Source organism: Anatilimnocola floriformis (assembly GCF_024256385.1).
GTDB lineage: Bacteria > Planctomycetota > Planctomycetia > Pirellulales > Pirellulaceae > Anatilimnocola > Anatilimnocola floriformis.
The window spans coordinates 984,306-999,458 of the sequence record NZ_JAMLFW010000002.1; the positions used below are offsets into that span (position 1 = coordinate 984,306).

Annotated in this window: 2 protein-coding genes; both read left to right on the plus strand. The window is 60.3% G+C overall.

The window, feature by feature from the left end:
- The first annotated feature begins 470 nt into the window (after window positions 1–470).
- Window positions 471–14,525, plus strand: a complete 14,055-nt coding sequence (locus M9Q49_RS28555; RefSeq protein WP_254512713.1) for a cadherin domain-containing protein — start codon at window positions 471–473, stop codon at window positions 14,523–14,525.
- Between the two features lie 226 nt (window positions 14,526–14,751).
- Entirely contained in the window at window positions 14,752–15,117 is a 366-nt protein-coding gene (locus M9Q49_RS28560; protein WP_254512714.1) for a Flp family type IVb pilin, read from the plus strand.
- Window positions 15,118–15,153 lie beyond the last annotated feature (36 nt).

Sequence of the window (15,153 nt, forward strand, 5' to 3'; positions counted from 1 at the left end):
GCCGTTTTTCGCGGCAATTCTGCACTGCAAGGCCCCACGACTGCGAAAATCTCAGCTCCCATTTGGGAGGAGGTTGTGGGCTATTTGCGATTTTGTTTGCACAAACTCTTGAGGTATTTGCGCGCGCATTTTCGGCAGTTAACCGGAAAAGCACTCTTCCTTATCGCTCGATTAACCAAATCTCAACAATCGAGCTCTAGATTCCTCACCGTTCTGGCAATTGCCCCCCGGGCAATGGGTCAGAGCCAGGCGTGATTGCTAGTGGCGTGCAGGGATTCATTCGCACGCACCGCCAATTGCCCAGTCTGCCTGAGCAGCCAGCAGAAATCCTCTCGCTGGTGTTCGTTCCCGCACGCACGCTCGCACAACTTCAGCACTCCAGCGCCGTGAGCGCGAGTGCTTGTTTCGTATTGCAGTCGTATCTGGCCCGCGCCCACAGCAGTCATCTATCTCCCGTAAGGACCTTGTCGATGTTCAAGAATCTGGCGGACATGTTTCGTAGCTTGTTTGGACGTCGCACACGCAAGTCGGTCACTTCGCAGCGCCGGCGGGAATTTTTTAATCAGTTTCGGAAGGGTCAAGTTGAAGGGCTGGAAGATCGCTCTCTGATGGCGCAGCTGCTTTCCTGGGACTTCTTTGGTGAAAACACGGGTGTCGCGACTTCTCCTGCCGACTTCGTGGCATCGAACTTAGATGCTTCAACCAACGTAACCCGCGGCGCTACTGCGGCAGCGAGCACAGCGAGCAATTCTTTCCGCACGACTGGATTTCAGAACAATGGAATCTCTACTGCCAACACCGATTACTTCCAGGCGACCATTTCGGCGTCTCCTGGCTTTGAACTGAATTTGGGCACGCTCGATGCCCGCTTCGCCGGTACTGCGACTTTTCGCGCGGCCCCTGGCGCTTCTGGACAGTTTGCCTACAGCACGGATGGCACGAATTTTACGTTGATTGGTTCGCCGTTCAGCCTCACCGCTGATGCAGCCATGCCGCAAATCAGTTTGAGTGGTATTACCGCGTTGCAGCACGTGCCCGACAGCACCACGGTTACTTTGCGCTACTATGCAAGTGGCCAGACTACGACAGGTGGCTGGGGGTTCAATTCTCCTGCTGCTGGTCAGTACGGTCTTGATATTCGCGGCACGGTCGATGCCGTGGGTGTGAATACTTCCACCACAACGTCTCTGACCACGGTGACCCCGCTAACGGTCACTGGTGGAGACAACGTGACGTTCTCAGGCACTGTGGTCGCGGATAGTGGAACGACTACTCCTGGAGGTACCGTTGAAATTCGCAATGGTGGTTTGGCCGGCACGTTGCTCGCCACCGCTCCCATCACTGGTAGCGGCGTGAATGGCGCGTTCACCATCACCTCGAATACGTTGCCGACTGGCACTTACAACAATCTGCAGGCCTTCTACGTTCCCACGGCGGGATTTTCGGGCAGCAACTCCGCTGCATTTGGGTCGACCTTGACCGTAAACGCCCCGGTCGGCGCGACGCTGGCTGCCGGTGACGTCGCCGTGGTGGGCTACAACACTCAAGGTAGCCCCAATGACTTCTTCATGATCGTCGCCTTACGCGATCTGTCGGCGGGAACGACCTTCTTCATTGGCGACAATGAAATTGCTGCCGATGGCGGCGCGGCGTTCACGGATCTGGCGGAAGGCGTGGCCACCTTTACGGTCAAGAATGGCCAGTCGATTCCCGCCGGAACGGTAATCAGCCTGCCTTGGGGAGCTGGCGCGGTCTCTGCGACTGCCTATGACTATTCCACCACGTCGAGCTTTGGTCTTGGTAACAACAACGACGAGATCTACATCTACACTGCTCCGACCTCCACCAGCACCACGCCGACGGCATTTATCTATGGAGCCGCGATTGGCACTTCGCCGAGCCAGCGGCCCTTGGGCCTGACGACCGGCAGTACGTTCATCACGCCCACCATTGGCTCCTTTGGACGGTATAAGACCACGGGCGCAAGCTATTCAGGCAACCAAACAACCCTTCTCGCGGCCATTGGAAATACGGCTGCGAACTGGGAAAATGTGGCTCCAGGCGCGACGACTGATTGGACTTTTTCGGTCGTTGCTTCGCCAACGGTGACTTCTCCGACGAGCGCGGCCATCACTGAAACGGCTGCCACGCTGGGTGGTAACATCACCGCCGGAACTGGCATCACCGAGCGCGGCGTTGTTTACTCACTGACATCCGACAACGCCGATCCGCTCATTGGCGGCTCGGGAGTTATCAAAGTTGTCGAAGGCGGAACGACGACGGGAGTTTTCACGACGAGCGTCTCTCCCTTGACGGCGTCGTCGGGTTATTCGTTCAAGGCCTACGCGATCAATGCCAGCGGCACGAGCTATTCGTCCGTGGCGACCTTCACCACGCAAGCTCCAGCCGCCGCCCATCAGGCTCCGCAAGGAACCGACAAGACCGTCACGTTCAATGAAGACGGCACGTACACCTTTGCCGCGGCTGATTTCGGCTTTAGCGATCCCAACGATACGCCTGCCGATGCCTTCGCGCGGGTGAAGATCACTACGTTGCCGACGGCGGGAACGTTGACTCTCAGTGGCAGCCCGGTTGCTGCGGGTGACTTCGTCACGGTAGCCAATATCCCGAACCTCCTCTTCACGCCGGTCGCCAATGCGAATGGGATCGCTTACGCCACGCTCACTTTCCAAGTGGAAGACAACGGCAGCCTGGCCGGCGGTGGACAAAACCTGGATGGCTCGGCCAATGCCTTTACCTTCAACGTCACGAGCGTGAATGACGCTCCGGCCGGCGCCGACAAGACGGTCACTGCCTCGATCGCAGCCGGTTATGTCTTCGTTCCCAACGACTTTGGTTTTGCGGATGCGACTGATACTCCCGCGAATACGCTGCTCGCAGTGAAGATCGCCAGTCTGCCAGCCGTTGGCACTTTGACGAGCAACAATGTTGCCGTCGGCGTGAACGATGTGATTCCGGTGGCCGACATCCTCGGCGGCAAATTGAAATTTGCCGCAGCTGGTGGCGCGACGGCTGGGTTGAACTACGCCAATTTCACGTTCCAAGTGCAGGACAACGGCGGCACGGCGAATGGCGGTGTCGATCTGGATCAAACGGCCAATACGCTCACGATTGACTTGAATGCTGCCACGCCGCTGGTGATCGGCGATATCGCGTTCACTGCCGTTCACTCTGATTCGGGTGCGCCGGATTCGGACTTCTTCCAATTTGTCGCGCTCCGCGATATGGGCGTCGGCACCACGATTTACTTCTTCGACAGCCCTTTCAATGGCACCGCGTTCCAGGCCAATGAAAGTGGTCTGCGCTGGGTGGCACAGACGGCAGTAACCGCTGGAACCACGTTCTCCTTTGCGTCAGCGCCGGGTGGCGGAAGCGTAGCCAATACTCCGGAATGGACCGGCATCGTGCCAACGACCGGCGCAGTCGATGCCAACGCAGCCTTCGGCTTGTCGACCAGTGGCGAGTCGATTCACGCGGTCTTTAATCCGACGTTCGGCGGCACGAATGCCTTGACGGGAACTGTGCTCGCCGCTGTTTACTTCGGTGAAGTTCCCTCGACCTTCCCGGCCGGCGTGGTGCTGGGCACGAACGCTGTGTCGATCGGCAATATCGACAACGGGCAATACGATCCGAACATCGCTGGTTCCATCGAGTCCGGCTCGCCGGCAGTCGTGCGGGCTTCGATCAACACGGCCAGCAACTGGTTGCTCAGCGATAACTCGATCTCGCCGCCGGGCACCTCGGCCGTCTTTACGATCGTGGAAACTCCCGAAATCAACATTCAAGGGAGCGGCCTGAACATCGCCGACGGCGACAATACTCCGAGCACGGCAGACGGCACGGACTTTGGCGCAGCGGTGCAAGGTGGCGCGGCCATCGATCGAACCTTTACGATTCAGAACCTCGGCGCGCAGCCGCTGGTACTGTCGGGCGGTCCCAACTTTGTCGGGATTAGCGGCGGCAGCAACTTCTCGATCCTCACGCAGCCGTCCGGCACTATCGCGGCTGGCGCTTCGGCGACTTTCGTCGTGCGGATGATTCCGACGATCGTGGCCACGCAGACCGCGACGATCACCATCGCCAACAACGATCCCGATGAAGGGAGCTATGACTTCCAGGTAACTTCGGTCGTTACCTCGTCGGCGGCTGCGACCACGACTGCGTTGACGACGGTTACTCCGGTCAACGCGGCCGCTGGTGACAATATCACGTTTGCGGGAACGGTAGTCGCCGGCAGCGGCAGCGGAACTCCAGCCGGCACGATCGAAATTCGCAATGGCGGATCGAGCGGCACGCTGCTCGCCACGACGACATCGATTGGCGGCACGGGCGTGAATGGTACGTTCAACATCGTCACCACCACGGTGCCGGCAGGAACGTACAACAACATTCAAGCCTTCTTTATTCCCGGCGCGGGCTTCCAAGCGAGCAACTCGAGTCCGTTCGTCGGCACGCTCGATGTGGTCGCAGCTCCTACCTATGTCAATTACAACGCGGCTGGCGTCACTTACTCGCAGAACTTCAACTCGCTGATCAACACCGGAACGGTGACCTTGTCCGGGAACGGCCCGTTCCACCTGGCCGACACGCAATTCGCGAGCACGCCGATCACCGGCTGGTATTTCTCGAAGTATGCAGGCACCGGCAACAACGCTCTCTTCAATGTGAATGATGGCGCGAGCGGTTCGGGATCGATCTACAGCTATGGAGCGACCGGCGCGAGCGATCGGGCTCTCGGCTCGACAGCATCGGGCACAACGATTTCGCGTTTCGGCGCTGTCATCCGCAATACGACAGGCTCGACGCTCGATACTTTCACGATCACGTTCGATGGCGAGCAATGGCGGAATGGCGTGGGCTCTTCAACTGGCGCCAACGTCCTCGACTTTGAGTACGCCATTGGTGTCGCGCCGGGCGGCACGATCGATGGCACTGGCTTTACGGGAGAAAGCGGCCTCGACTTTACGGCTCCGGTCACGAGCAGCACCGAAGGACCCATTGATGGCAACACCGCGGGGCTCACGGCTGGGATCACGAAGACGATCAGCGGTATTAGCTGGGCGGCTGGCACGGATTTGATTTTGCGTTGGACCGACATCAACGACACCGGCAACGACGACGGTTTGGCCGTTGATAATTTCGCCTTCTCGGCAAACACCACCGCGCCCAATGGATCCCTCTCGTTCAGCTCGCCGACCTACAACGTTACCGAGAACGGCGTAACGGCTACGGTGACGGTAAATCGCGTGAGCAACGCGGCCGGAGCTATCGCGGTGAACTACAGCACGGTTCCCGGCGGAACGGCAGTGGCTGGCACCGACTATACGACGACCAGCGGCACGTTGAATTGGGCCAATGGCGACAACACGCCGAAGACGTTCACGATTCCGATCACCGACAACCTGACGCTAAATGCCAACAAGACCATCAACCTGGCCCTGTCGAATCCGACCGGTGGCGCTACGCTCGCCGGCACGACCACGAGCGTGCTGACCATTCGCGAAAACGAACAGGCTTCGCAAGTGTTGCTCAATGAATTCGTCGCCAACCCGCCGACGAACAACGACCGCCCGTACGAATACATCGAGGTTCGCGGCACGCCTGGCACCACGCTGGGCAGCTACTACGTCGTGCAAATCGACGGCGGCTCGGTCACGCCAGCTAACACGGGCAACGTCTGGTTCATGAGCGAACTGAGCAACGCCACGCTGGGATCGAACGGCTTGCTGATCATTGCAGCGACAACCGGTGGCCATACGGTCAGCGGGCCGACGACTGTCGTTGGCAGCTCGCTGCTCGACGTCGCGAATGGCCGAGGCTTGATCAACACGGCCCAGACCATGGCGATTATCTTCAGCCCCACGCCGCTGGCCCTCGACATGGACCTCGACACCAACGACGACGGCACGCTCGATCTGCCGGCAGGTGCCTCGCTCGTCGACGCCGTGGGTTGGACCGACAATTCAGATGCCAATGCGGGTCTGTATGCAGGCAAGGTCTATGGTGGTGCTGAAATCCATAACGAGCCCTTCCCGCTGAATGGCTCCGGCACTCCCGATGCCGCGTCACGCATTTACAACAACACCACGCCGCTCTCCTCTGCCGCCTGGTACGGTGGCGATATTGCCGACACGGGCACTCCCTCGAGCGTCACCTACGACCCCAACAAAGCCACCGCCAATCTGCCGCCGGGCGCCAATGTCAGCCCGGGTGTTCCCAATAGCGGTCTGTCGATCAGCACCAGCTTGGGTTCGCTTTCGCAGTCGGAAGGCAACAGCGGCCTGACGGCGTACACCTTCACGATTTCTCGCGCGGGCGATCTGTCGACAGCCGTCGATGTGACTTGGACCGTTTCCGGTTCGGGAACGAGCCCAGCCACCGCAGCTGATTTCGAAAACGGCGCGTTCCCGACGGGGCTAACGAGCTTTGCCGTGAACGAAGCGGTGAAGACGATCACGGTCAACGTGATCGGCGACACCAGCATCGAAACGACCGAGCGGTTTGCCGTCACGTTGTCGAATCCGACGAACGGTGCGACGCTGGCGAGCCCGATCGCAACGGCCGCGATCGTTAACGACGACTATCAAGCGCTGACGGCTGGCGATGTGGTGCTCACGGGCATCAACACTTCGAACCCCGATCAGTTCTCGTTCGTGCCGCTGGTCAACTTGGAGCCGAACTCGCCGATCAATTTCACCGACAACGGCTGGGATGGCTTTGGCTTCACGTTGACGGAAGGAACGGTGACTTATACGGCTCCTGCTGGCGGTCTCGCCGCGGGGACTAAGGTGATCATTCAAGTCGATGGCACGGTTCTCACCGTCACCGGCGGCGGCACTGCTGCCGTGGCGGGGAGCTTTGGTCTCAACGGCACGGGCGATAGCTTGATCGCGTATGTCGGCGCTTCCTTCGTGCCGACGTTCCTGTTCGCAGTCAACACCAACAACTTGTATCTGTCGGGCGAGGTGGTCGATTCGACCACGACCTATTTGCCTGGTCAGCTGACGATCGGCACTTCGGCGGTTGCACCGTTGGCCGCGACGGGAACGATCGGCAATGCTCAATACACCGGCACGACGAATGGCACGGCGGCTGAGCTGCGAGCCTTGGTTGCCGACAAAGCGAACTGGACCACTTCGACTGGCGCTCAGGTGCTGAGCACGGTCAACTTCACGTTCGGCGGCAACACCGCGCCGACGATCAACGCTCAATCGTTCAGCGTGGCCGAAAACGCCGCGAGTGGCTCCACGGTGGGAACGGTGGTCGCGAGCGATGCCAATGCCGGACAAACGCTGAGCTATGCCTTCGTGGTCTCTGGTTCGCCGACGCAGGTCAGTGGGCCATTTACGATCAGCGCGACGACCGGCCAGATAACGGTGACCGACGCGCTCGATTTCGAAACGACTCCGAGCTACACCACGACGGTGCGCGTCACCGACAACGGCGGCCCTGCCTTGTCGACCGATGGCACGGTGACGATCAACGTGACCGATCGGAGCGAAGGCCGAGTCTTCATTCCGACCACACTCACGGCGAACGCCGGTGGCACGCTTGTTGTGCCCGTGAATCTCAACGTCACCGAAGTCGATGGCGCTGCCGTGAGCAGCGCGGTCATTTCGCTCGCTTACGATTCCTCGAAGTTCACCTTCAACTCGATCAATCTGGCCGGTGGACCGCTCGCTGGCTTCAGCCTCGATACCAGCAGCAGCACTCCCGGCAACTTGGTCTTCACTGCGACCGGAACTGCGGGCGCGTTGATCACCAGTGGCACGACCGTGACGCTGGCGAACGTCACCTTCAACGTTGCTGCCGGGGCAGCCGCTGGAGCGAGCGAGCTCAATCTGCGAGCCGCGACCAACATCAGCGATGCCACGCCGAACTTGTTCTTGCTCGGTCCTGCAATCACCGATGGCAGTACCGATGCGAATGTCGATGGCAGTGTGGCGATTAGCGCCGGTCCGCTCGCGATCGCCAGCATCGTGCCGACGGCGACTGGTTTTGTGGTGACCTTCAATCGGCCGGTCAATCCCGCGAATCTGAATCTCTACCAGCAAACGGGTGCTGGCGGCATCTTGGGCGCGGCGGACGTGACCTTGGTGGGTACGACTACCGGCGCGGTTCGCGGCTCGGTGGTATTCAATAGCACCAACACGGCATTCACGTTCATCAAGACCGGCATGCTGACGACCGAAACGGGCGTTGCCCAAGCGGCCGGTCGTGTGCCGGGAATTCTGGCGCCAGATACTTACACGGTGACGCTGCGGAGCAACGCCGCCGACGGCTTTGTCGACCTGGCCGGAAATGCCCTGCGAGATTTCGCTGGCGCGACGGCGGGAGACTACACGACGACGTTCAACGTGGCGACGCCAGCGACGGGAACGGTCACGATTAGCGTTCCCGACTTCGCCCGCGGTTATGGCCAGGCAGTGCGAGTGCCGAACACGGCGGCCACTGGGCTGCCAGTGGTGATCAGCGACGGCACGAATGTGGCCAGCGTCAGCTTCCGTTTGAACTTCGATCCGACGTTGCTGTCGGTCACCAGCTTCGTGGTCAATCCGGCAATCGTGGGCGCTTCGGCGACCTTTACGGCGGTCAGCCCAGGCGTGGTGCAAGTTACGATGAGCAGTGCCTCGGCCTTCGCGGCCACTGCCGACGCGCTTTCGCTGGGTGAGTTTGTATCGGCCGTACCCGACACGGCAACTTACGCCGCGAAAGATTTGTTGACATTCACCAACGTGCAAATCGGCAGCGTGAGCTCTGGCCCGTTGCCGACATTGATCGACAACGGTTTGCACATTTCATCGTTCCTCGGCGACGTCAATGGCTCGCAGTCGTACAACGCAGCCGATACAGGCCTGATCCAGCGGGCGATCTTGGGAATCAATTCGGGCTTCGCGGCCTACCAATTGGCCGATCCGTATATCGTCGGCGACATCAACCACAGCTTGTCGTTCGCAGCTGCAGATACCGGCTTCGTGCAGCGGCAGATTTTGAACATTGTGGTGCCGAACATTCCGGCGCTGCCGGTGGGCGTGACGCCGCCGGTGGGAACTCCTGGTCCGGATCCGAAGTTGTTCATCCCGAATAACTTGTCGGGGTCGGTCGATGCGGATGGAAATTCCGCGAATGGAATTCAGGTTGATATTCCGGTGATGCTGGAAGTGACGGAACCGTCGGGCATCACGATGAATGGTTTTGATCTGACATTCAGCTACGACCCCACGAAGCTGACGATTCCCGGTTCGGCGGGAGCGCCGACGAGCTTGAGCTTCGGCAGCTTTCTGGCCGGTGCAGGCTTCAGCGGGGCGTACACGATTCCTTCGCCGGGCCTGGTTCAGGTAACGGCGTCGTCGGGAGGCGCCTCGCCGCAGTACGCGTTCGGCACGGTGGGCGCGCTGTTCACGATTCGAGCCACGGTGGTGGCGGGAGCGACGGGAACGACGAAGCTGAATCTGCGGAGTGGGGCGTCGGTCGTTGATACCGACTTCATCGATCTGACGTTGATTCCGGCGCCGACGAATGCGGATACCGACTCCGTCGATGGTGCGGTGGTGTTTGCGGCTCCGGTCAACAACCCGCCGGTGTTCGTGGGCTCGCCGTATACGTTCAGCTTGCCGGAGAACTCGGCTACGAACGCTGCCGTGGGAAGTGTATCGGCCAACGACGCCGATGCGGGGACCACGCTGGTCTATAGCTTGAGCGGCACTGGTTCGAGCAACTTCGCGATCAACCCGAGCACGGGTGCGATCACGGTGGCTGCGGGCGCGACGCTCAACTTCGAAGGGACGGCGAGCTTCGCGCTCACGGCTTCGGTTAGCGATGGCACCGCGACGGTGAATGCTCCGGTCACGATCAACCTCACCAACGTCGTGGAACCGACGACGTTTGCGAATCAGACGTTCTCGCTGCCGGAGAACACGGCGAATGGCATCACGGTGGGCACGGCCACGGCGGTTCCGGATACCGGTGTGACGATCACTGGCTATGCGATCACGGCTGGCAACGGCACGGGTGTTGGTGCCTTCAGCATCAACAGCAGCGGTGTGATTCAAGTCAATGATGGCTCGCAGCTGAACTTTGAGGTCACGCCGACGTTCACGTTGACGGTGACTGCGACGGATTCCACTTCCGCAGTCACCACGTCGACGGTGACGGTCAACCTGACGAACGTCAACGAACAGCCGATTCAAACGTTGAACCGGACGATCACGATCAATCCCGGCCAGGTGATTCAACTCGGCAGTGCGCTGCTGAGCTTTGCCGATCCGGAGAACGCCACGCTGACCTACACCATCACCAGTGCGCCGACTCGCGGCACGCTAACGAAGAACGGTGCAGCCATCACGTCGTTCACCTCGACCGACCTGAACGCCAGTAGCTCGCTCGGCAACGCGATTCGCTACACCGGCACGACGGGAACGGCTGGCCAAACCGATAGCTTCACCGTGACGGTCAGCGATGGTGCGAACACGATCACCGGTGTCGTGGTGAACATCAACATCGTGGCGCCGGTTGGACCGGCTTCGTTCACGGGCGTGTATACGCAGAACTTCGATAACCTACTGCCGACGCCAGTTCCTGCCGATCGGTTGACGTTGCCGACGGCGATGGTTCTGCCGGCTGGTTGGAGCGTGATCGAATACGGCGGTACGTTCGGCACGGTGGGCGGCAACGCTGAGCAGAGCATTCAGATCGACAGCGGCACTTCGACCACGGGGGATACTTTCCTTTACGGTAATCCTGGCTCGAACGAACGGTCGCTGGGTGCGTTCTCGTCCGGCAGCCTGCAAGCCTATCTGGGCTTGGCGATTGTGAACAACAGCGGCGCGCCGCTGAGCAACTTCACGCTGAGCTTTGTCGGTGAACAGTGGAAGGATGGCGTGCACGCCTCGGCCGTCAATAAGCTGACGTTCGACTACAGCACGACGGCCACTTCGCTGGGCGCGACGACCGGCTTCACCTCGGTGACGGCCCTCGACTTCACCGCGCCAGTCGCCGCTGCAGTGACCGGCGCCGATGTGGTGCTCGATGGCAACCTCGCAGCTAATCGCACGGCTGTCTCGGCGACGGTGACGGGAGTCAGCTGGGCGCCGGGCGCCACGCTCTTCCTTCGCTGGAAGGACTTGAACGATGCCGGCAACGACGACATGCTGGCCATCGACAACGTGACGCTCTCGACGAACACCTCGCCGACAATCGCCAACCAAGCCTTCAGCCTGGCCGAGAACAGTGCGAATGGTGCGGCAGCAGGAACGGTTGTCGCCAGCGACGCCGATGTGGGCCAGACGCTGAGCTACGCGATCACCGGCGGCAACGCCTCGGGCGCGTTCGCGATCAACGCCAGCACCGGTGCGATCACCGTAGCCGATAGCTCGCAGTTGAACTTTGAAACGACTCCGTCGTTCCCGCTCACTGTGACCGTGACCGATGATGGTGCTTCGCCGGTATCGTCATCGGCAACGGTGACGATCAACCTGACAAACGTGGACGAAGCTCCGACGTTCGGCGCCGCCAGCTACAGCTTGTCGGTGGCCGAGAACTCGACGACGGGAGCTGCCGTCGGTGCTGTTTCGGCAACAGATCCTGATGCCGGAGCCTCGCTGACTTATTCGCTCAGCGGCACTGGTTCGAGCAACTTTGTGATCAATCCGAGCACTGGCGCGATCACCGTGGCCAGTGGTGCGGTGCTGAACTTCGAAGGAACGAACACCTTCAGTCTGACGGCGAGCGTCACCGATGGAACTCATCCCGTGAGTGTCCCGGTGACGATCTCGCTGACGAATGTCAACGAAGCTCCGACGATCGGTGCTCAGTCCTTCAGCGTCTCGGAACAAGCGGCGATTGGTGCGACGGTCGGCACGGTGCTGGCCAGCGACGTCGATGCAGCCGACACCAAGACGTTCGCCATCACCGGTGGCAACACCGGCAACGCCTTCGCGATCAGTGCCAGCGGCGTGATCACGGTGGCCGCTGAGCTCGACTTCAACACCACGCCGGTTTACACGCTGACGGTGAGCGTGACCGATGGCGGCAATCTCTCGGCGAGCAACACGGTGACGATCAACGTCACGAACGTGAACTCGGCCCCGACGATCGCTCCGCAAACCTTCTCGGTCGCCGAGAATAGTGCGAATGGAGCGGCTGTCGGCACGGTGGTTGCTAATGACGTCGATGCGAGCGACTCGAAGAGCTTTGCGATCACCGCTGGCAACAGCAGTGGTGCTTTCGCGATCAACGCCAGCACCGGAGCGATCACGGTCGCAAACGGTTCGCTGCTGAACTTCGAAGCGACTCCGAGCTACAGCTTGACCGTGAGCGTCACTGACGGCGGCAGCCTGTCGGCCAGTGCCACGATCACGATCAACCTCACCAATGTCAACGAAGCCCCGGCGATCACCAGCGGTAATGCCTTCAGCGTTGCTGAGAACACCACCGCGGTGACGACGGTCACCGGTCTCGATCCGGATGCAATCGCCACGCTGGCTTACAGCATCGTGGGTGGACTCGACGCTGGGAAGTTTACGATCGATCACGATCTGGGCCTGCTGTCGTTCCTCTCGGCTCCCAACTTCGAGAACCCCGGGGACATCGGTGGTAACAACGTCTACGACCTGATCGTCCGCGTCAGCGACGGCTCGCTCTCGGGTGACAAAGCCATCGCCGTGACGGTCACGAACGTCAACGAAGCTCCAACGATCGCCAACCAAAGCTTCTCGGTGCTCGACACTGTGGCCACGGGCTTTACGGTGGGCACGGTCGTCGCCAATGATGTCGACGCTGGTGATACCAAGACGTTCGCGATCACTGGCGGCAACACGGGCAACGCTTTCGCGATCAGCCCAAGCGGTGTGATCACCGTGGCGAACACTCTTAACTCGGCGGTTACTCCGTCGTACTCACTGACTGTGTCGGTGACCGATGCAGGGAACCTCAGCAGTTCGGCTACGGTGACGATCACTGTGAATCACCTCAACAGCAATCCGACGAACATCAGCCTGTCGAACGCGACGATCGCTGAGAACGCCGGTGTGAACGGTGTGGTTGGTCTCTTGAGCACTACCGATCCGGACCTGCCGAGCGACACGCACACCTACACGCTGATGACGACTGGCACGGGTAGCACCGACTTCGCCAGCTTCAACATCAGCGGTAACCAGTTGCGTGCGAATGGCAATCTCGACTTCGAGACGAAGCCCAGCTACTCGATTCGTGTGAAGAGCACCGATCAAGGTGGTGCATCGGTTGAGAAGGTCTTTACGATCTTCGTCACCGACGTCCCCGAGACAGGTAACCAGGCTCCGACGAACATCGCCCTCTCGGGATCGACGGTCGCACCGTCGTCTCCGACCGGCACGGTCATCGGCAACTTGACGACCACCGATCCGAACAGCGGCAACACCTTCACCTACTCGCTGGGTGGCGTGAACGCTGCGAAGTTTATGATCGCTGGCACGATGCTGCGGATGGCTACGCCCGTGATCGAACCCGTCGGCACGGTCTACAACATCACCGTCACCTCGACCGATCAGGGCGGCCTGTCGTTCACGAAGGCCTTCACGATCACGGTTGGGAATGCAGCCAACGTCGCGCCGACCTTCATCAATCTCACGGCGACTTCGATCGCCGAGAATAACCTGCCGAACGACCTGGTGAGCTTCCTTACGTCGGTCGATGCCAACCCGGGGAACACGTTCACTTACGAACTGGTGAGTGGCACCGGCAGCGCTGACAACGCATTGTTCTCGATCCCGACCGGCACCAACGAACTGCGGGCCAACGTCAGCTTCGACTTCGAGGCGAAGACGTCGTACCAGATCCGCATTCGCAGCACCGATCAGGGTGGTCTGTCGACCGAGCGGGCCGTGACGGTCTACATCGCCAACGTGGTCGAGACCGGCAACCAGGCACCGACCAACATCAGCCTGTCGAACTTGACGGTGCGGCCCGCCGCTCCCGCGGCCACGGTGGTCGGCAACCTGACGACGACCGATCCGAACCCCGGCAACACGTTCACTTACACCCTGAGTGGACCTGACGCGGGCAAGTTCATCATCAACAGCCACGTGCTGCAAGTCGCCCCTGCCGCAGTCATCGGACCGGTGGGAACGACTTACACGATCAGCATCACGTCGACCGATCAGGGAAATGCTTCGATCACGAAGACGTTCACCATCACGGTCGCCAACCCGGTGAACGTAGCGCCGACGGGACTCGTGCTCTCGAGCAGCATCATCCCCGAAAACGCTGGGCCGAACGCCTTGATCGGCTGGTTCACACCGACCGATCCGAACTCGGGCGATACCCACACGTATTCGCTGGCGTCGGGCCTCGGTGGTGACGACAACGCCCTGTTCACGATCGTGGGGAATCAACTCTTCGCGGTGAACAGCTTCGATTACGAGCTCAAGACGAGCTACAAGATCCGCGTGCGTACGACCGATCAGGGTGGTCTGTTCTACGACAAGGCCATCACGGTCTTTGTGAGCGATGTGACGGGCGCTTAATTCTCGCAACGTTCATCTGAAATTCGAAATGAATCGGAAAATCTTCTCGCTGCCTGGTGCACTCAGTGACCAGGCGGCCACCATCGGGAGGATGGTGAATCAACCGGCCGGTGAGTTGTTCGCCAGCCGAGGAAATAAGTTCTCAATGACTTGCCGTGTCGGCGGTCTGTGTTTCCAAGTTCAGTCCAAAGGTCTGCGTTCTAAACCCATGTGTGAGGAGTTTGCTGTGAAGAATCTCGTTCGTAAGTTGTGGAAAGACGAAGGCGGCTTCGTGGTCAGCGTCGAGCTGATCCTGATCGTCACCATCCTGGTCATCGGCCTGGTCAGCGGTTGGACGATGCTCCGCGACGCGGTGCTCGCCGAATTGGCCGACACGGCCAACGCCATCGGCGCGACTGATCAAAGCTTCGAAGTCTCGGGCGTCACCTACGGCGCTGCCGGCAGCGGCGCCTCGAGCGCTCACTTCGGTTGGTCGGACGCCAAGGACACCGCCGACAGTTCGACCGGCATCGGCCTCGCCGTCGACACCGGCCTGACCGTTGTCGTCAACACCAACAACGCTGCTGACAACGTCAACGAAACCGGACCGTAGGTTCCGTTTCGAAATCAATCGAATCAAATAACCTTG